This is a genomic window from Streptomyces sp., assembly GCF_019510245.1.
Taxonomy (GTDB): domain Bacteria; phylum Actinomycetota; class Actinomycetes; order Streptomycetales; family Streptomycetaceae; genus Streptomyces.
This window is the reverse complement of sequence record NZ_JAEKKT010000135.1, coordinates 40758-60427: the sequence shown is the minus strand read 5'-3', so window position 1 is coordinate 60427 and position 19670 is coordinate 40758. Positions and strand designations below refer to the sequence as shown.

At 71.5% G+C, this 19670-nt stretch carries 17 protein-coding genes; 12 read left to right on the top strand and 5 right to left on the bottom strand.

The window, feature by feature from the left end; translation table 11 throughout:
* Nucleotides 1–78: 78 nt before the first annotated feature.
* Together JF597_RS20370 and JF597_RS20365 are read left to right on the top strand one after the other, a co-directional pair.
* Nucleotides 79–1356 carry an amino acid deaminase gene (locus tag JF597_RS20370; RefSeq protein WP_293996639.1) on the top strand — a complete coding sequence of 426 codons (1278 nt, stop codon included), beginning with the start codon at nt 79–81 and terminating at the stop codon, nt 1354–1356.
* Between the two features lie 8 nt (nt 1357–1364).
* Entirely contained in the window at nt 1365–2975 is a 1611-nt protein-coding gene (locus tag JF597_RS20365; protein ID WP_293996637.1) for a D-aminoacylase, read from the top strand.
* Nucleotides 2976–3042: 67 nt separating this feature from the next.
* Here JF597_RS20365 and JF597_RS20360 read toward each other — a convergent pair whose 3' ends face one another.
* On the bottom strand, nt 3043–3876 hold the full coding sequence (locus JF597_RS20360; protein WP_293996635.1) for a trypsin-like peptidase domain-containing protein: 834 nt from the start codon (nt 3874–3876) through the stop codon (nt 3043–3045).
* Nucleotides 3877–4516: 640 nt separating this feature from the next.
* Complete coding sequence (locus tag JF597_RS20355) at nt 4517–5197, bottom strand: hypothetical protein (RefSeq protein WP_293996633.1); 681 nt, start codon at nt 5195–5197, stop codon at nt 4517–4519.
* 169 nt (nt 5198–5366) lie between these two features.
* On the opposite strand from JF597_RS20355, the gene JF597_RS20350 reads away from it, so the two are divergent.
* From JF597_RS20350 to JF597_RS20325, 6 genes are all read left to right on the top strand, one after another.
* Complete coding sequence (locus tag JF597_RS20350) at nt 5367–6578, top strand: pyridoxal phosphate-dependent aminotransferase (protein WP_293996631.1); 1212 nt, start codon at nt 5367–5369, stop codon at nt 6576–6578.
* Nucleotides 6579–6671: 93 nt separating this feature from the next.
* Nucleotides 6672–7079, top strand: coding sequence for a hypothetical protein (locus tag JF597_RS20345; RefSeq protein WP_293996629.1), 408 nt, complete (start codon nt 6672–6674; stop codon nt 7077–7079).
* A gap of 183 nt (nt 7080–7262) precedes the next feature.
* The gene (locus JF597_RS20340; protein WP_293996627.1) at nt 7263–8339 is read left to right on the top strand and encodes a substrate-binding domain-containing protein; all 1077 of its coding nucleotides are present in this window, start codon (nt 7263–7265) and stop codon (nt 8337–8339) included.
* 31 nt (nt 8340–8370) lie between these two features.
* The gene (locus JF597_RS20335; protein WP_293996625.1) at nt 8371–9570 is read left to right on the top strand and encodes a toxic anion resistance protein; all 1200 of its coding nucleotides are present in this window, start codon (nt 8371–8373) and stop codon (nt 9568–9570) included.
* Nucleotides 9567–11096 carry a substrate-binding domain-containing protein gene (locus tag JF597_RS20330; RefSeq protein ID WP_293996623.1) on the top strand — a complete coding sequence of 510 codons (1530 nt, stop codon included), beginning with the start codon at nt 9567–9569 and terminating at the stop codon, nt 11094–11096. The genes JF597_RS20335 and JF597_RS20330 overlap by 4 nt, the downstream gene beginning before the upstream one ends.
* The gene (locus JF597_RS20325; protein ID WP_293996621.1) at nt 11083–11685 is read left to right on the top strand and encodes a hypothetical protein; all 603 of its coding nucleotides are present in this window, start codon (nt 11083–11085) and stop codon (nt 11683–11685) included. Before JF597_RS20330 ends, JF597_RS20325 begins: the two co-directional genes overlap by 14 nt.
* Nucleotides 11686–11691: 6 nt before the next feature.
* On the opposite strand, the gene JF597_RS20320 is transcribed toward JF597_RS20325, so the two are convergent.
* Both JF597_RS20320 and JF597_RS20315 read right to left on the bottom strand, forming a co-directional pair.
* Nucleotides 11692–11916: a hypothetical protein gene (locus JF597_RS20320; RefSeq protein ID WP_293996619.1), complete on the bottom strand. Its 225-nt coding sequence runs from the start codon at nt 11914–11916 to the stop codon at nt 11692–11694.
* Between the two features lie 316 nt (nt 11917–12232).
* The gene (locus JF597_RS20315) at nt 12233–14056 is read right to left on the bottom strand and encodes a phosphoenolpyruvate carboxykinase (GTP) (protein ID WP_293996617.1); all 1824 of its coding nucleotides are present in this window, start codon (nt 14054–14056) and stop codon (nt 12233–12235) included.
* Between the two features lie 353 nt (nt 14057–14409).
* Here JF597_RS20315 and JF597_RS20310 point away from each other — a divergent pair, with 353 nt between their 5' ends.
* The 4 genes from JF597_RS20310 to JF597_RS20295 all read left to right on the top strand — a co-directional run bounded on the left by JF597_RS20310 (nt 14410) and on the right by JF597_RS20295 (nt 18227).
* Nucleotides 14410–15126, top strand: coding sequence for a hemolysin III family protein (locus JF597_RS20310; RefSeq protein ID WP_293996615.1), 717 nt, complete (start codon nt 14410–14412; stop codon nt 15124–15126).
* Between the two features lie 126 nt (nt 15127–15252).
* The gene (locus JF597_RS20305; RefSeq protein WP_293996613.1) at nt 15253–16851 is read left to right on the top strand and encodes an MFS transporter; all 1599 of its coding nucleotides are present in this window, start codon (nt 15253–15255) and stop codon (nt 16849–16851) included.
* A 5-nt stretch (nt 16852–16856) separates the two neighbouring features.
* Entirely contained in the window at nt 16857–17471 is a 615-nt protein-coding gene (locus JF597_RS20300; protein WP_293996611.1) for a TetR family transcriptional regulator, read from the top strand.
* 33 nt (nt 17472–17504) lie between these two features.
* The gene (locus tag JF597_RS20295; RefSeq protein ID WP_293996609.1) at nt 17505–18227 is read left to right on the top strand and encodes a Mut7-C RNAse domain-containing protein; all 723 of its coding nucleotides are present in this window, start codon (nt 17505–17507) and stop codon (nt 18225–18227) included.
* Nucleotides 18228–18251: 24 nt separating this feature from the next.
* Here JF597_RS20295 and JF597_RS20290 read toward each other — a convergent pair whose 3' ends face one another.
* Nucleotides 18252–19613, bottom strand: a complete 1362-nt coding sequence (locus tag JF597_RS20290) for a UDP-glucose/GDP-mannose dehydrogenase family protein (RefSeq protein ID WP_293996606.1) — start codon at nt 19611–19613, stop codon at nt 18252–18254.
* Between the last annotated feature and the right edge of the window lie 57 nt (nt 19614–19670).

Below are 19670 nucleotides of genomic sequence, written 5' to 3'. Positions count from 1 at the left end.
CGTGGATGTTAGACAGCGGTAAGCGATATACGCAATGGACGTTGCACCCTATGCAACCCACCTGATCAGGGAGGCTCCGTGTCCCTCGACACCGGCACCGAAGCGCTCGCCCGGCTCGCGGAGGAACGCGTCGACCACCGTTTCAAGGGCCTCCCGCCGGACGCCGAGGGCCTCACCGTCGGCGAACTGGCCGCCCAGCGCCGCAACCTCTTCGAGGACGGCTTCCCGACCCCGGTGCTGGCCCTCTCCGCCGAGCGCCTGGAGCACAACCTCGCGCTGATGGAGTCGTACACGCAGCGGCACGGCCTCGCCTTCGCCCCGCACGGCAAGACCTCCATGGCCCCGCAGCTGTTCAGACGGCAGACCGAGCGCGGGGCGTGGGGCATCACCCTCGCCGTGCCGCACCAGGTGCGGGTGGCGCGGGCGTTCGGCACCCGTCGGATCTTCCTCGCGAACGAGCTGGTGGACGCCCCGGCGCTCCGCTGGATCGCCGCCGAGCTGGGACGCGACGCGGACTTCCGTTTCGTCTGTTACGTCGACTCCGTGCGCGGGGTCGAGCTGATGGACGAGGCGTTGCGCGGGGCCGCCCGCCCCGTGGACGTCGTGGTCGAGCTGGCCGCCGGGGAGGGCGCCCGTACCGGCGTCCGTACCGAGGCGGAGTGCGTGGCGGTCGCGGACGCGGTGGCCGCAACGCGGACGCTGCGGCTGGTCGGGGTGGCGGGGTACGAGGGCGAGGTCCCGCAGGCGGACCCGGACCGGGTGCACGCCTACCTGCGCCGGCTGGTCGCCCTCGCCGCCGAGTTCGACAAGGCGGGCCGGTTCGCGGGCCTGGCGGAGATCGTGGTGAGCGCGGGCGGCAGCGCCTGGTTCGACGCGGTCGCGGACGTCTTCGCCGAGATCCCCGAACTCTCGCTCCCGGTACTGAAGTTGCTGCGCTCGGGTGCGTACGTCTCGCACGACGACGGCCGCTACCGGGACGTCACCCCCTTCAACCGGGTCCCCGAGGAGGGCGCCCTGGAGCCCGCCTTCCGGCTCTGGACGCAGATCGTCTCCCGTCCTTCCCCGGAGCAGGCGTTCGCCAACGCGGGCAAGCGGGACGCGGCCTACGACCTCGACCTCCCCGTCGCCCAGGTGATCCGCCGGGCGGGCACCGAGCGCCTGGCGACCGGTGTCTCGGTCACCGGTCTGTCCGACCAGCACGCCTGGCTGCGCACCGGCCCCGAGGCGGACCTGGAGGTCGGGGACTGGCTGGGCCTCGGCCTCTCCCACCCGTGCACGTCGTTCGACAAGTGGCAGCTGATCCCGGTGGCCGAGGCGGACGGGACGGTCGTCGACTACATCCGTACGTTCTTCTAGGAGGGACCGTGGAGCAGCTCGTCATCCGGGACGCGGACGTCGTCGACGGGAGCGGGGAACCCTCCTACCGCGCCGACGTGGTGATCGACGGCGGCCGGATCGTGTCGATCGTCAAGGAGGCCGCGGCGGCGGGCTGCCAGCGCCCGCGCGCGATGCGCGAGCTGGACGCGGAGGGCCTGGTCCTCTCCCCCGGCTTCGTCGACATGCACGCCCACAGCGACCTGGCCCTGCTGCGCGACCCCGACCACAGCGCGAAGGCCGCGCAGGGGGTGACCCTGGAAGTGCTGGGCCAGGACGGGCTTTCGTACGCCCCGGTAGACGACCGCACGCTGGCGGAGGTCCGCAGCGCGATCGCCGGCTGGAACGGCTCAGGCGAGGACATCGACTTCGACTGGCGGTCGGTGGGCGAGTACCTGGACCGCCTCGACCGCGGCATCGCCGTCAACGCGGCCTACCTCGTCCCCCAGGGCACGGTCCGCGCGCTCGCCGTCGGCTGGGAGGACCGGGCGGCGACCCCGGCGGAGCTGGACCACATGCGCCGGCTGGTGGCCGAGGGCATGGCCCAGGGCGCGGTCGGCCTGTCCTCCGGCCTCACCTACACCCCCGGCATGTACGCGCCGGACGCCGAACTGACCGAGCTGTGCCGGGTGGTGGCGGAGTACGGCGGCTACTACTGCCCGCACCACCGCTCGTACGGGGCCGGCGCGCTGGAGGCGTACGCGGAGATGGTGGCCCTGGCCCGGGAGGCGGACTGCCCGCTCCATCTGGCCCACGCCACCATGAACTTCGGCGTGAACAAGGGCCGGGCCCCCGAACTGCTGGCCCTCCTCGACAAGGCCCTCGCCGCCGGCGCCGACATCACCCTCGACACCTATCCCTACACCCCCGGCAGCACGACGCTCGCGGCGATGCTGCCGAGCTGGGCCAACGAGGGCGGCCCGGCGGCGGCCCTCGCCCGCCTGGCGGACGACGAGACGGCCGGTCGCATCCGCCACCACCTGGAGGCCGTCGGCTCCGACGGCTGCCACGGGGTGCCCATCGAGTGGGACACCATCGAGGTCTCGGGCGTGGGCGACCCCGCGCTGGCGGAGTTCGTCGGCCGTACGGTCCAGGAGTCGGCGGACGCCCGCGGCGAGTCCCCCTGGACGACGGCCCGCCGCCTCCTGGTCACCGACCGCCTGAGCACCACGATCCTCCAGCACGTCGGCCACGAGGAGAACGTCCGCACGATCATGCGCCACCCGGTCCACACGGGCGGGTCGGACGGCATCCTCCAGGGCACGAAACCCCACCCCCGCGCCTACGGCACGTTCCCGCACTACCTCGGCCACTACGTACGGGAGCTGGGCGTGCTCTCCCTGGAGGAGTGCGTCGCCCACCTCACCGCCCGCCCCGCGGCCCGGCTGCGCCTGCCGGACCGCGGCCTGATCCGCGAGGGCTACCGCGCCGACGTCGTCCTCTTCGACCCACGGACGGTCGCGGCAGGCTCGACGTTCGAGAACCCCCGCCGGCCGCCGACAGGCATCCCACACGTCCTGATCGACGGCCGCTTCGTGATCGAGGACGGCCACAGAACGGACGTACTGGCTGGACGAGCGGTACGAAGGGCGCCCCTTTAGGGGCGCGAGGAACTGCGCGACCAGCCCCCACGGCGCGGCACCCGAAAACGGCGCCCCCAGCGGAACGCTACGGCTTGGGCAGGGTGCAACCACTCGCACTCAGGTTCAGCACATTCCCCGTCGTGAAGCACGCCGGAATGAGGTACGTCTCCTCCGCGTAGTTGATCCCCTGCCGAACCGTGACGTTCCCGTTCGCGTCCACCTCGCACGGGTTGTCGACGGTGCACCGCTCCCCGTCCTCGTTGCCGGTGTTGTTGACGGCGACGACCTGCCCCGTGCTGGTGTCGATCACCGGCGACCCCGACGTCCCCCCGATCGTGTTGCACGCGGAGGTGTAGCGGACCGAGTCCTTCCAGGTCCAGTCGCCCTCCTTGAGCCGGTACACGAACCCGTCGATGTTGCAGCTGTAGATCGTCTTCCAGTACCCGGAGACGACCTTGATGGCGGTGCCGGCGACGGGGTGGGCGGCGCTGACGGTGAGCGGGCTGATGCCGTAGGAGCTCTTGATCGCCGCGTACGTCGTGGTGGTGCGGTAGATCGTGATGTCGGTGTCGGTCATCGTCGAGTAGACGACCTGGTTGGCGCGGAGCGTGGCGACCCTGGTGCCGGAGGAGTTCAGCAGCCCGAAGGTACGGCTGGAGGACTGGCCGGTGATGACCTCGCCGGGCTCCGGGAAGCCGGTTTCCAGGCAGTGGCCGTTGGTGAGGACCAGCGCCGGGTCGCTGTCCGCGGAGTTCGGGAAGCGGATGACGGAGCCGGAGCAGTTGCTGAGCGAGACGGTGCCCGCGAAGTTGACGGTCACCGCCGCGGCCTTGGCCGTCTGCGGCGCGGCGACCGCCGGAGCCGTGCCGATCCCGGTGATGGCCAGGGAGGCGAGCGCGGCGACGAGAGGCTTGTTCATGTGGGGGTCCCCTCTATACGACGAGGGTGACCGGAGATCTTCCGGCCACCCGCTGATTGTCATGCACATTCTCAACCCAAGCGGCCGCACGGGCAAGGAGCTGTTTCAGGAACGGCGTTGGCGGATTTCCGCGCAGGCGGCGTCGGCATGCCCGGACGTCCCGGTGGCCCAGAGCTGCCCGGCAGCCGGCCGGATCCTCTCCACCCGTCCTGCGGACCAAGTGATGTCCGACGTCACACGCGGAACGGAACGGGACGCGGGGTTCGCCGATCCGGCGGCCCGGCGGGACGGGGGCCTCTTCGACGGCTCCGCCGTGTTCTTCGTCGTCCGCCTCGACGGGCATCCGCCGGGGCCGGTGCGGGGCCGCCTCCACCCACTCGGCGCCGAGGGTGTGCGCAGCGCCGCCCGCCCGCCCCGGCTGCCTGCGTCCACGGCGAGTGTCAGCGGGGTGGCCGACCGGGAGTCGTGCAGCAGCTTCGCCGGCCGCCGGGCAGCCCGTCCGGCGCCGGGCAGATCCCCGTCCGATCCGCCGGCGGGTTCGTCGTCGAGCAGCGAGAACTCCATGCGGCCCCTTCCGCCGAAGGGGCCAACTTACCTATTTGGGCGAGGACTTGGGCAGCGTCCGGGCCCGGAGCCTTCCCTAATGGGATCTGCCGCCGCCACCCCTCCCGTGCCCCCAACCGTGGCCGCCGCCCGTCGGAGTCGGCGCGGGGGTGCCGGTCGTGGCGGTCGACGACGGCGCGGTGCTCGCCCCGCGGGTCGCGGTGGCGCTCGGCGAGGCGTCGGGGGCGACACTCGCGGACGCGGCGGACCGGGCCGGCGGGGCGGTCGTGGCAGGCGCGGCGGCCGGCGCGGCCGATGTCGGCGGGGCGGCGGACGCGGTGCGCTGGCTCTGCTCGGGCGCCGCCGCGGCCGGCGAGTCGTCCGTCGTGTGCTTCGTGCGGTTCTGGCCGGCCGGTGTGCCGTCGGCCGGCGACGAGGAGGAAGAGGAGAAGGGGAGGCCGGTGATCAGCGCGAGTACGGACGCGGCGCCCACCGCTCCCGCCGCGGCGACGACGTACGTGCCGCGCCGGCCGCGCGCCCCGCGCGCCTGCCGTCGCCGTTCCGCCCGGCCCGGACCCGGTGCGCCCGGCACGTCCGGCGCGGCGGGCGCGGCGGGCGCGGCGGGCGCGATCGTCGGCAGCTCGCGCGTCTCGTCGTAGGCGTTGAGCCAGCCGTGCGCGGCCGCCGGGTCCCGGTACCCCTCGTAGGCAGGGGCCGGTTCACCCTCGGGTCGGTAGACGCTGGGCGCCCCGGTCTCGTCCTCGGCAGGTCTCGGCATGGACGCGGATTGTAGGGAGGGGAGGGGCCTTTGAGACAGCTACCGGCGATAACAGGCCAAACCGCCGAGCCCCGCCCGGGCTCCGGCTGCCCCCCGGACGTCCCCCACCTGCATCTCAAGTGGTGGAAAACACGGGTCGGCGGGCGTTACCGCGCCGTAAGCTCACGGCATGCAGGTGATCCAGTCGACGAAGCTCGCCAATGTCTGTTACGAGATCCGGGGTCCGGTTCTGGAGGAGGCGATGCGGCTCGAGGCGGCAGGACACCGCATCCTCAAGCTCAACACCGGCAACCCGGCCGCCTTCGGCTTCGAGTGCCCCCCGGAGATCCTGGAGGACATCCTCCGGAACGTCTCCTCGGCGCACGGCTACGGCGACGCGAAGGGCCTGCTGGCGGCCCGGCGGGCGGTCGTCATGCACAACCAGACCATCGGCATCGAGACCGACGTCGAGCACGTCTTCATCGGCAACGGCGTCTCCGAGCTGATCGTGATGGCGATGCAGGCCCTCCTGGACGACGGCGACGAGGTCCTGGTCCCGGCCCCCGACTACCCGCTGTGGACCGCGGCCGTCTCCCTGTCCGGCGGCACGGCCGTGCACTACCGCTGCGACGAGCAGTCGGACTGGATGCCCGACCTCGCCGACGTCGAGCGCAAGGTCACCGACCGCACCAAGGCGATCGTCATCATCAACCCGAACAACCCGACGGGCGCGGTGTACGACGAGGCGATGCTGCGCGGGCTGACCGACATCGCCCGGCGCCACAACCTGCTCGTCTGCTCGGACGAGATCTACGACAAGATCCTCTACGACGGCACCACGCACACCCCGACCGCCGCCATCGCGCCGGATCTCCTCACACTCACCTTCAACGGCATGTCCAAGGCGTACCGGGTGGCCGGCTACCGGGTCGGCTGGATGTCCGTCTCCGGGCCCCGGGCGCACGCCGAGTCCTACATCGAGGGCCTCACGATCCTCGCGAACATGCGGCTGTGCGCGAACATGCCCGGTCAGCACGGGGTCGTGGCCGCGCTCAGCGGACGCCAGACGATCAACGACCTCGTACTGCCGGGCGGGCGGCTGAAGGAGCAGGTGGACCTCGCCTACGACCTGCTCACCCAGATCCCGGGCGTGAGCTGCGTCCGCCCCAAGGGCGCGCTGTACCTCTTCCCGCGCCTCGACCCCCAGGTCTTCAAGATCAAGGACGACCGGCAGATGGTCCTCGACCTGCTGCGGCAGGAGAAGATCATGGTCGTCCAGGGCACCGGCTTCAACTGGCCGGAGCCGGACCACTTCCGGGTGGTGACCCTGCCGACGGTCGGCGATCTGCGGGACGCGATCACCCGGATCGGCCGGTTCCTGGACGGGTACGGGCAGCCCTAGGCACCCGCCGGACCACCCTCCGTGACCCGGGTCAACTTTAGACGAAATCTAAGCTAGGATGGCTTCCTGTCAGAGCACAGGAGGCCATCTCCCATGTACGAGCCGATCCGCACCAAGTCGGTCCACAGCACGATGGCCGGCCCCTCTTCCGACTTCCCCCACCGGACGCGCGAGGAGGAGCTGGACATCCAGCTCGCCGGACACCTCGCCGCGCTGCTCGCCGTCACCGACGAGCTGCGCGCACTCACGCCGTCCACCGACCTCGACGCCGCCGCGACCCGGCTGGCCGAGCAGGTGGCCCGGCTGCGGGGCGGGCGTACGCCGGTCCGCGCATCCATGGCGGCGGCCCGGGAGCCGGCCGCGCTCCACGAGCGCGCGCATGCCGTCGCCGGCCGCGCCCTGCTGGTCGCGGCGTCCCGCGCGGACACCGCGGCCGCGATCCTCGCGGCGGAACGCATGGACGCCCACGCGGCGGCCACGGAACTCACCACGGCCGGCTGACCCACCCCCGAACGGCCCCGGTCCGCGCGCTCCCGCAGCGACGCGCGGACCGGGTTGCCACAGGACACTCCTGACGGCGCCCGGCGGACTTCGGCGCTCCGGTTTCGTTCCGGGGCGCCCCCTTCACCCCTCGTTCACCCGTTCCACCCAGGACTGAGGGATTCCGGGAGCACTCTCCCCCACGTGAGACGTATCGCGGGAATCGTCCTCGCGGTGCTGCTGATCGGTGGCGTGGTGGCTGCCGTCGTCGCAGGCCGGCAAGGGGATGACAAGGGCACGGCAACGAAGACCGTGCGCGGTGTGATCGGTTCGGAGAAGTCGGACTTCTTCGCCGATCCCGATGTGGTGAAAGCCCTCGCCGCCAAGGGCTACACCGTGAAGACGGAGGCGTCCGGATCCTGGGCCATGGAGGATCTGGACCTGAAGGGCTACGACTTCGCCTTCCCGTCCAGCTCGGCCCCGGCCGACACGCTGGCCGAGAAGTACCACGCCCGGCAGCCCCTCCCCCGCCCCTTCTACTCGCCCCTCGTCGTGGTCGCCCACCGCAGCGCGGCCCAGGTGCTGGCCGCCAACGGGCTCGCCGTACTCGACGGCAAGGGCAAGGGGACCCTGAGGATGGCCGCCTACCTGGACGCCGCCCGGCACGACCGGACCTGGCAGCAGCTCAAGGGGGCGAAGGCCCACGGGGAGCTGACCGGGACGCTGTTCATCACCAGTACCGACCCGGAGACCTCCAACTCCGGCGCGCTGTACCTCGCCGCCGCCTCCTATGTCGCCAACGGGGGAAGGGTCGTGGCGAGCGACGGCGACGTCGCGAGGACCGCGCCGCTGCTGCACCAGCTGGTCAGCGTGCAGGGGGCGCAGCAGCCCAGCAGCGACTCGGTGTTCAGGGACTTCATCAGCGGCGCCGGCAACCCGCTGGTGTGCCTGTACGAGTCGCAGGTGGTGTCGCTGCTCGCGGAGCAGCACGACGCCGGCGACCTCGTCGTCCTCTACCCGGACACCACGGTCAACAGCGACCACACCATCGTGCCGCTGGACGACGCCGGCCGGCAGCTCGGCGAACTCCTCAGCACCGACCCCACCCTGCGCAGGCTCGCCGTCAAGCACGGCTTCCGGCCCCAGGGCGACTCCGCCGAGTTCGTCAGGGACACCGCCGACCGCGCCGCCTACCTCAACCAGACACTGACCGGCGTCCGGCAGGCGCCCGTGCCCACCTCCGCGGTGCTGCACGAGATGGCCCGCCGGGCGCGCGGCTGACCCGGGGGACCCTGTGAGCAACTTCGACAAGATGAGGCCGAGCAGCGGCGAGCACCCGCCCACGCTGAGCGGCGAGGACGTCTTCACACTGACCCCGCCCGAGGCGGTCGCGCCCGTGCCGCGGGAGAAGGCCGGCGGGCTGGTGCCCGTCGACGACGGCGTCCGTACGGACATGGCGCGCAAGGCCTCCGACTACGTCCGGGACCTCGCCGCCCTGGACGCCCGCTCGCCGGAGTTCGCGAGCAAGGTCGGCGAGATCACCGGCCTCGGCGCCGGCGAGATGCGCACCGCCGCCTCGCAGTCCAACCGCATGCTGGAGCGTGCCGTCCGCAGCCTGCCCGACAAGGGCGGTGACGCCCAGGCCAAGGTGGCCGGCTCGCTGGTCGAACTGCGCAGGGTCGTCGAGGACCTGGACCCGCGCGACCTGCCCGCGGGCAAGGGCCGCAAGTTCCTCTCCCGGCTGCCCGGCGGCAACAGGCTCCGCGACCACGTCGCCAAGTACGCCTCGGCGCAGGGGACGTTGAACAAGATCGTGGGGTCGCTGCGCGGCGGCCAGGACGAACTGCGGCGGGACAACGCGGCGTTGCAGACGGAGCGGGTGCGGCTCTGGGAGACCATGGGCAAGCTCCAGGAGTACGTCGTCCTCACCCAGGCCCTGGACACCGCCGTCGAGCAGCACGTCGTCCGGCTCACGGACCCCCAGGAGGCCGACGCGGTACGGGCGGACGTGCTCTTCCCGGTCCGGCAGAAGCACCAGGACCTGCTCACCCAGCTCGCGGTGTCCGCACAGGGCTACCTCGCGATGGACGTCGTACGGCGCAACAACGACGAGCTGATCAAGGGCGTCGAGCGCGCCGCCACCACCACCGTCTCCGCGCTGCGGATCTCGGTCATGCTGGCCTCCGCGCTGGACAACCAGAAGAAGGTGATCGAGCAGGTCAACGCGTTGCGCGGGACGACCGAGGACCTGATCCGGGGCAACGCCGAGATGCTCGCGACCCAGAGCGGGGAGATCCAGCGCATCGCCGCCGACCCGGCTGTGGGCGCCGAGACGCTGCGCGCCGCGTTCCAGCAGATCTACCGGACCCTCGACGCCATCGACACGTACAAGGTCCAGGCGACCGAGGCGATGGCGAACACCGTGCAGTCCCTCACGGACGAACTCCACCAGGCGAGCGCCTACCTGGAGCGCAGCCGCTCGAAGAGCGCGCTGGAGGGTGGCCTCGCATGAGCAGACGCCCGCTCCTCGCCCTCCTCGCGACGGCGGCCGTCGTCCTCTCCGGCTGCACCTCCGAGGACCACGGCGACGACTCCACGGCCCCGAAGCCCGGCACCCTGCGGGTCCTCGCCTCCTCCGAACTCAGCGACATGACCGCCGTCTTCGACCGGGTCCGCAAGGACACCGGGGTCACCGTCCGGCCCACCTACATGGGCACCCTGGACGCCATCGACCTGCTGGCCAGGGGGAAGGCGGACGGCAGGTACGACGCGCTCTGGCTGTCCTCCGACGACTACCTGCGGCTGCGCCCGGAGGCGGCGAGGAAGGTCGTCTCCGAGACGTCGATCATGTCCAGCCCGGTCGCGATCGGCGTGAAGACGGCCACCGTCCGGTCGCTGGGCTGGAAACCGGCCGACGTCACCTGGTCCCAGGTCGAGCAGGCCGTGGAAGCGGGCCGGCTGACGTACGGCATGACGGACCCGGCCCGTTCCAACTCCGGCTTCGCCACGCTGGTCTCGGTGGCCTCCGCGCTCTCCGGGGCCCAGTCGGCGCTCACGGACGACGACGTCACCAGGGCGACTCCCCGGCTGAGGAAGTTCTTCAAGGGCCAGACCCTGACCTCGGGCTCCTCCGGCTGGCTGGCCTCGGCCTACCGGCGGCGCGGCAACGTCGACGCCCTGCTCAACTACGAGTCGGTGCTCCAGGGCATCTCCGGTCTCACCGTGATCCGTCCGAAGGACGGCGTGGTCACCGCCGACTACCCGTTCTCCTCCCTGGCCTCGACCTCCTCCGCCACCCGTGAGGACGTCCGCAGGGTGACGGAGGACCTGCGGACGGCGGCCGTGCAGAAGCTCATCACGGACACCACCCACCGCCGCCCGGTCGTGGCCTCCGTGGCCCCGGCCGCCGGCCTGGACACCGGCCGCCGCCGCGAACTCCCCTTCCCCGGCACCAGGTCGGTGGCCGACGGGCTCATCTCGGCCTACGAGAACGACCTGCGCCGGCCCTCCCGCACGGTCTACGTCCTGGACACCTCGGGCTCCATGGAGGGCGACCGCCTCTCCCGCCTGAAGGCGGCCCTCACCGGCCTCACCGGCGACTTCCGCCACCGCGAGGAGGTCACCCTGATGCCGTTCGGCTCGGACGTGAAGAGCGTCAGCACCCACGTGGTCGCCGACAAGGCCGACCTCGCCGCGATCCGCAAGGACACCGACGCCCTGCACGCCGACGGCAACACGGCGATCTACACCTCCCTGGAGAAGGCCTACGCCCAGCTGAACCCCTCCGCGGATACCTTCACGTCGATCGTGCTGATGACCGACGGCGAGAACACCACGGGCGCCAAGGTCGGTGACTTCGACGACTTCTACAACCAGCTCTCCGCCGACCGGCAGCAGATCCCCGTCTTCCCCATCCTCTTCGGCGACTCCTCCCGTGCCGAACTCCAGCACATCGCCGCCCTGACCGGCGGCCGTCTCTTCGACGGCCGGCAGGGCTCCCTGGACGGCGCCTTCGAGGAGATCCGTGGCTACCAATAAGGCCCTCGCCTACCTGGAGTCCCGCAAGAACCTCACCGGTTCGGCGGGCGGCCTGCTCGGTCTGGTCCTGACGTTCACGGGCGTGGCCGGCCCGTACTGGCCGGTGGTGGTGGCCGGCCTGTACGGCGCGGGCGCGCTGATCGCCCCGCCGGAGCGCCCCCCGCTGCCGGACTTCCCGACGCCCTCCGCCCAGCTGGCGGAGGTGCGGGCCGACTTCCGCAGACTGGAGACCTACCTGGCGGAGGTCGGGCTGCCGGCCGCCACGGAGACCCGGCTCACCGAACTGACCGACCTGCTCACCGCGTTGCTGGACCCCGGCCGGCCCGCCGAACTGCTGGCCCAGGACCCGGAGGGCGTCCACGTCCTCTCACGGACCGTACGGCAGGACATCCCGGAGGCGGTCGACAGCTTCGTACGCACAAGGTGGTGGACACGCCTGACACCGGGCCAGGAGCCCCCGGAACGCCACTTGGAACGCCAGCTCACGATCCTCAAGGAGGAGGCGGAGCACTTGGCGACGGCCCTGAGGGACACAGAGGCCAGACGCCAGGAGACACATACGCGCTACTTGGAAGAACGCGGCAACTGAAGAAACTCAGTCCGGTCCGCCCTGGCCGGCGGCGACGATCCGGCCGTCGGACTGCACCGCCACGTCGGCGGCGGAGTCGTCGCCGCCGAAGTCGGTTAGGACCGTGCCGTCGCCGGCGAAGGCGGTGTCCAGGTCGCCGGGGGCGGCGACCGCGGTACCGGGCAGGGCCAGGAGCAGCGCCAGCAGGGGGCGCTGCCACGGTTCCGGCCCGGGCCGTGCGCGATCGAGCACCAGGTGTGAACGATCGAACCCGAGGTGTGAACACGGGCGACAGCGTTGCGACGCCGGTCCACAGGTCGGCTCGCCACGAGCCGTCTTGCGCTCACCGGCCGCAGGAAATCACCCCGGCGGGCGACCGCGGGCCCACCCGCACAGGCGAAGGCCTGCCGTCGCCGCGTCCGTCGGGGCGGACGGATGCGGACGACGGCAGGCCTGGGAGCCGCACACGCCGTTGTGCGCGGCCTCGCCGGTTCACACCGCGGCCGGTCGTGACGATCGCTGGTCAGGGCACATCCAAACCGGCCGCGGAGTCCTTACGGAGGGCGGCTTATCCCAGTCGCTCCACGAGCGCCCGGTACTCGGCCCACAGCTCCTTCGGCGTGTGCTCGCCGAAGGTGTTGAGGTGGTCGGGGACGAGTGCCGCCTCCTCCCGCCAGACCTCCTTGTCGACGGTCAGCAGGAAGTCGAGGTCGCTGTCGTCGAGGTCGAGCCCGTCGGTGTCGAGGGCGTCGCGCGTCGGCAGCACGCCGATCGGCGTCTCCACACCCTCCGCCTTGCCGTCCAGGCGCTCCACGATCCACTTCAGGACGCGGGAGTTCTCGCCGAAGCCGGGCCAGACGAACTTGCCCTCGTCGTTCTTGCGGAACCAGTTGACGTAGTAGATCTTCGGCAGCTTGGCCTGGTCCTTGTCCTTGGCCACGTCGATCCAGTGGGCCATGTAGTCGCCCATGTTGTAGCCGCAGAACGGCAGCATCGCGAACGGGTCGCGGCGCAGCTCGCCGACCTTGCCCTCGGCCGCGGCGGTCTTCTCGGAGGCCACGTTGGCGCCGAGGAAGACGCCGTGGTTCCAGTCGAAGGACTCGGTCACCAGCGGTACGGCGGTGGCGCGGCGGCCGCCGAAGAGGATCGCCGAGATCGGCACGCCCCGGGGGTCCTCCCACTCCGGCGCGATGATCGGGCACTGGGCGGCGGGGACGGTGAAGCGGGCGTTGGGGTGGGCGGCCGGGGTCTCGGAGCCCGGCGTCCAGTCGTTGCCCTTCCAGTCGGTGAGGTGGGCCGGGAGTTCCTCCGTCATGCCCTCCCACCAGATGTCGTCGTCGTCCGTCAGCGCGACGTTGGTGAAGACCGCGTTGCCCCACAGCGTCTTCATCGCGTTGGCGTTGGTGTGCTCACCGGTGCCGGGCGCGACGCCGAAGAAGCCGGCCTCCGGGTTGATCGCGTAGAGGCGGCCGTCCTCGCCGAACCGCATCCAGGCGATGTCGTCGCCGATCGTCTCGACGGTCCAGCCGGAGACGGTGGGCTCCAGCATGGCGAGGTTCGTCTTGCCGCAGGCGCTCGGGAAGGCTGCGGCGACGTACTTCGACTCGCCCTGCGGGGGCGTGAGCTTGAGGATCAGCATGTGCTCGGCGAGCCAGCCCTCGTCGCGCGCCATGACGGAGGCGATGCGCAGGGCGTAGCACTTCTTGCCGAGCAGGGCGTTGCCGCCGTAGCCGGAACCGTAGGACCAGATCTCGCGCGACTCGGGGAAGTGCGAGATGTACTTGGTCTGGTTGCACGGCCAGGGGACGTCGGCCTGGCCCGGCTCCAGCGGGGCGCCGAGGGTGTGGACGGCCTTGACGAAGAAGCCGTCTTCGCCCAGCTCGTCGAGGACGGCCTGGCCCATGCGCGTCATCGTGCGCATGGAGACGGCGACGTACGCCGAGTCCGTGATCTCCACGCCGAGGGCGGACAGCGGCGAGCCGAGGGGGCCCATGCAGAACGGGACGACGTACATCGTCCGGCCCTTCATCGAGCCGCGGAACAGGCCCTTCTCGCCCGAGAAGATCTCCCGCATCTCGGCGGGGTCCTTCCAGTGGTTGGTCGGGCCGGCGTCCTGCTCCCGCTCGGAGCAGATGAACGTGCGGTCCTCGACCCGGGCGACGTCGGTCGGGTCGGAGGCCGCGTAGTAGGAGTGGGGGCGCTTGATCGGGTCGAGCTTCTTGAAGGTGCCCTTCGCCACGAGCTCTTCGCACAGTCGCTCGTACTCGGCCTCGGATCCGTCACACCAGACCACGCTGTCCGGCTGCGTCAGTTCGGCGATCTCGTTGACCCACGAGATCAGTTCCTGATGTTTGGTGGGGATGACGGGGGGAGCCGCGATGTCGCGCGCCACGATTGCTCCTAAATGAGGGATTTTTGATCTTGTGGCCCTGTTTCAGGCCTTGTTGCCCCGTGGGGGCCGCGACCCGGATGCTTCGTAGCCGCTCATCCGGTGCCGACTGCACTCATTTGATCCTCCGACCCGATCACCCATCTGTCCAGAGGGAGTCACAGATGAGCGACGTGAGGAAGGCCACGGTTTCTGCGCCCACCTGCGTTTCTTTGCGTCCATATTGAGTTCGCCTCAAGGTCTTTTTGTTCACCGATGTGAGCGCAACCGAGGCTCCGTGAGACGATGGCCACTCCGTGACGGCCATCGAGCGAGACTGATCCGTAACTTACGGTTCCGTAGGTACGATGCTCTTCATGACTGCGTCCGTCCCCGACGCGCCCACGGAACCGCCGGCCGCCGGCCGCGGTCCCGCTGCGCTCTCCTCCCTGTCGCAACAGGTCAAGCCCAAGCTGCGCGGATGGCTGCACCTGGGCATGTTCCCGGCCGTACTCGTGGCGGGTCTCGTCCTCACCGCCCTCGCCGACTCCCCGCGCGGCCGCGTCGCCTGCGGGATCTACGCCCTGACGGCGTGCCTGCTGTTCGGCGTGAGCGCGCTGTACCACCGGGGCAACTGGAGCCCGCGCATGGACGGCATCCTGCGCAGACTCGACCACGCCAACATCTTCCTGATCATCGCGGGCACGTACACCCCGCTGACCCTGCTGCTCCTCCCCGCCGCCAAGGGCCAGTGGCTGCTGTGGGGCATCTGGGCCGCGGCGGCCGCCGGCATCGCCTTCCGGGTCTTCTGGGTCGGCGCGCCGCGCTGGCTGTACACGCCCTGCTACATAGCGATGGGCTGGGCGGCGGTCTTCTACCTGCCCGACTTCATGCGCACCGGCGGCGTCTCGGTCCTGGTCCTGGTGATCGTCGGCGGCCTGCTGTACAGCGCCGGCGGCGTGATCTACGGCATCAAGCGCCCGAACCCGTCACCCCGGTACTTCGGGTTCCACGAGGTGTTCCACTCCTTCACGCTGGCCGCGTTCGTCGTGCACTACGTCGGCATCTCCCTGGTGGCCTACCAGCACGCATAGCCCCACCGCCGCTCCTCGAAGTGGCCACGGCTCCCGAGCCGTGGCCACTTTTTCGTGCCCGCAGCCCACGTTACGACATCGACTCGCCATTGACAGTCCCTAGATTTTGAGAGTTACTTTCATTTCATGGCTACTGTCACTCCTCTTGAAGAGGGGCACCAGAACCCCCGCCGGTGGTGGGCCCTCGGCGCCCTGGTCGCGAGCATGCTGGTGCTCGGCTTCGACACGACGATCCTCAACGTGGCGCTCCCGACGATGGCCGGGGAACTCGGCGCCACCACCAGCCAGCAGCAGTGGATGGCGGACGCGTACGTCGTCGTCTTCGCGTCGCTGATGCTCCCCGCCGGACTCCTCGGCGACCGCTTCGGCCGCCGCCGGATGCTCGTCGTGGGCCTGCTGGTCTTCCTGGCGGGCTCGGTGATGGGCTCGCTGGCCGGCGACGTGAACTGGGTGATCGCCGCCCGCGCCGCCATGGGCGTCGGCGCCGCGCTGGTGATGCCGCTCGCCATGTCCGTGCTGCCCTCGCTGTTCGGGCCCGCCGAGCGCACCCGCGCCGTCGGCATCGTCTCGGCCGCCTCGGCGCTCGGCCTCCCGCTCGGCCCGATCATCGGCGGCTTCCTGCTCAACCACTTCTGGTGGGGCTCGGTCTTCCTGATCAACGTGCCCATGGCCGCCATCGGCGTCGCCGCCTGCGTCTTCCTGCTCCCCGAGACCAGCGACCCCGCCTCCCCCAAAGTCGACGCCCTCTCCACCGCGCTCACCGCGATCGGCCTCGGCGCCCTGGTCTACGCGATCATCGAGGCCCCCGACCGGGGCTGGGCGACCCTCCCCCACAGCCCGAAAGGCGTGGGGGGACCCCCAGCGGTCGCCCTGTTCGCCGTCGCCGTCGTCCTCGTCACCGCTCTGGTGCTGCGCGAACGCCGGGCCGAGCGCCCGATGCTCGACATGGAGCTCCTCAGCCACCGCGGGTTCCTGCTCAACACCCTCGCCGCGACCCTGGTGATGTTCGTGCTGTCCGGCCTGATGTTCGTGCTGCCGCCCTACCTCCAGACGGTCCTCGGCAACGACGCCTTCGGCACCGGCCTGCGCCTGCTGCCCATGATGGGCGGCCTCATCGTCGCCGCACGGGCCGCCCAGCCGGTCGTCGCCCGCTTCGGCGCCCGCGCCGTGGTCGCCGCGGGCCTGGTGGTGCTCGCCTTCGCGGCCCTGCTCGGCAGCCGTACCTCGGTGAGCGACGGCTACGGCTTCACCGCGCTGTGGCTGTCCGTCGCCGGCCTCGGCTTCGGCTTCTCGGTGGTCCCCTCCATGGACGGCGCCCTCGGCGCCCTGCCGGCGGACCGGGCCGGCAGCGGCTCCGGGCTGCTGATGACGATGCGCCAGGTCGGCGGCGCGATCGGCATCGCCCTGCTCGGCAGCCTGCTGGCCGGTGCCTTCCGCGACCGCCTCGACGTCACCGGGCTGCCCGCCCCGCTCGGCCACACCGCCGGCGAGTCGGTGGTCGCCGCCCACCTGGTCGCCGCGAAGACGGGCTCCACCCGCCTCGTCGCCTCCGCGAACGCGTCGTACGTCCACGGCATGGGCCTGGTCCTGCTGGTGTGCGGCATCGGCGCACTCGTCACCGCCCTGCTGGCCGCCGCGTTCCTGCCGAACACCCCCCTCGCCCGCCGAGCCGAAGGGAACGAGTCCCCTGACGTGGCTCCGGCCACCGCAGATGCCGGACAATGACCGGCATGACGGCACCGCACACCTCCCCCCGGCCCGGCCTGCGGGAACGCAAGAAGATCAAGACCCGCGAGGCGATCCGCACCGCCACGTACGCGCTGGTCGAGGTGCAGGGCTGGGACGCCACGACGATCGAGCAGATCGCGGAGCGGGCCGAGGTGTCGCCGTCGACGGTCTTCCGGTACTTCCCGACCAAGGAGGACATCGTCCTCACGGACGAGTACGACCTGGTCATCCTGGAGGAGCTCCGGGCGCGGCCCGCGGACGAGCCGTGGCCGGTGTCCCTCCGCCACGTGATGCACCGGGCGATCCGGCTGGGCGTCAAGGACGATCCGGTGGTCTCCCGGCTGCGCACCCGGCTGATGGTCGAGGTCCCCTCGGTGCGCTCCCGGATGATGGAGAGCATGTCGTCCACCGGCCGCCTGCTCTGCCAGGCCATCGGGGAGCGCAGCGGCCGTGACCCCGACAGCCTGGAGGTCCGGGTCTACGCGATGTCCTTCGTCGGCGGGCTGATGGAGGTCTCGATGTACTGGGCGGAGAACCAGCACGAGGGCGACTTCGAGGCCCTCGTCGACCGCGCCCTGGACGTCATCGAGCACGGCCTGCCCCCGGAAAACCACTGAGGTCACGGCCGTCCCCCGTGCCATCCTGACCAGGTGAACGCTTCCCAGATCCAGGTCGAAGTCGCCCCCGAGCTGGCCCTGTTCGTCCCGCACGCCCGCCGCGTCGGCGTCCACCCCCTCACCGTCGACGGCGTCTCGACCCTCGGTCACGTCATCGAGTCCCTGGGCGTCCCCCTGACCGAGGTGGGCGCCCTGGTGGTGGACGGCCGAGAGGTCCCCGTGGCCCACATCCCGGCGCACGGCGAGCGGGTGGCCGTACGCCCGGTCACCCGCCCCCAGCGCGTCCCCGGCGCCCCGCTCCGCTTCCTCCTCGACGTCCACCTCGGCACCCTCGCCCGCCGGCTGCGCCTCCTCGGCGTGGACACCGCGTACGAGTCGACGGACATCGGCGACCCGGCCCTCGCCGCCCGCTCGGCGGCCGAGAAGCGGGTGCTGCTGAGCCGCGACCGGGGCCTGCTGCGCCGCCGCGAAATCTGGGCGGGCGGCTACGTCTACAGCACCGGCCCCGACGACCAGCTCCGCGACGTCCTCGACCGGTTCGCCCCGGATCTGCGCCCCTGGACCCGCTGCACCGCCTGCAACGGCCTGCTCAGGGAGGCGACCAAGGACGAGGTTGCGGACCAGCTGAAGGGCGGGACACAGAAGTCGTACGACGTCTTCGCGCAGTGCGCGGAGTGCGGCCGCGCGTACTGGAAGGGCGCGCACCACCAGCAGCTGGAGGCCATCGTGGCGCGCGCCCTCGCCGAGTTCGCCTGAGCCCGAACCGGCCCGGGCCCGTGGTCAGTTGCGGCCCAGCGCCCGGTACTCCCAGCCGGCCGCGCGCCACTGGGCGGGGTCGAGGGCGTGCCGGCCGTCCACGACCCGGCGGCGGTTGACCACCGCGCCCATGGCCTCCGGGTCGATCTCCCGGAACTGCGTCCACTCGGTGAGCAGGACCACGACGTCGGCGCCGGTGGCGGCCTGCAGCGCGTCGGTCCCGTACGCCAGCTCGGGGTGGACGCGGCGGGCGTTGTCCATCGCCACCGGGTCGTAGACCGTCACCTGGGCGCCCGCCCGGTGCAGGGAGGCGGCGACGTCCAGCGCCGGGGCGTCCCGGATGTCGTCGGAGTTGGGCTTGAAGGCCGCCCCGAGCGCGGCCACCTTCGTCCCGGCGAGATCCCCGCCGACCAGCTCGCGGACCAGGTCGACGGTGCGGGCCCGGCGGCGCTGGTTGATCGCGTCCACCTCGCGCAGGAAGGCGACCGCCTGCGCGACGTCCAGTTCCTCGGCACGGTGGATGAAGGCCCGGATGTCCTTGGGCAGGCAGCCGCCGCCGAAACCGAGACCCGGCTTCAGGAACCGGCCGCCGATCCGGTCGTCGTAGGCCAGCGCCTCCGCCAGCCGGTGCACGTCGGCACCGGTGGCCTCGCAGACCTCCGCCATGGCGTTGATGTACGAGATCTTCGTGGCCAGGAAGGAGTTGGCGGCGACCTTGACCAGTTCGGCGGTCGGCAGGTCGGCGACCACCACCGGGGTGCCCTGGGCGATGACGGGCGCGAACGCGGCGCGCAGCTGCTGCTCCGCCCACGCGGACTCGGTGCCGAACACCAGCCGGTCGGGGTGCAGGGTGTCCTCCACGGCGAAGCCCTCCCGCAGGAACTCGGGGTTCCACGCAAGCTCCACGGCGTCCCCCGCCGGGGCGGTGGTGCGGACCAGCTCCGCGAGGCGGGCCGCGGTGCCCACCGGCACCGTCGACTTCCCGACCACCAGGGCACGGCGGTTCAGGTGCCGGGCCAGCTCGGTCACCGCGCCCTCCACGTAGGTGAGGTCCGCGGCGTAGGAGCCGGGCTGCTGCGGGGTGCCCACGCAGACGAAGTGGATGTCGCCGAACTCCGCCGCCTCGGCGAGGCTGGTCGTGAAGTGCAGCCGGCCGGATTCCTGTGCCTTGGCCAGGAGTTCGGGCAGTCCTGGCTCGAAGAACGGTACCTCCCCGGCTCTCAGCAGCTTGATCTTGCCGGGGTCCACGTCGACGCCGAGCACCTCGTAGCCGAGCGCCGCCATGCACACGGCGTGCGTGGCGCCCAGGTACCCGGTGCCGATGACCGTGAGACGGGGAGCGTCGGTGCCGACGGTGCCGTGGGTGGCGGCGGGAAGAGTGTCCATGATGCCTCCGAGGGGATTTCCGGGCCGAAAGCGCGCATGCCGAGGACGCGCGTGGGT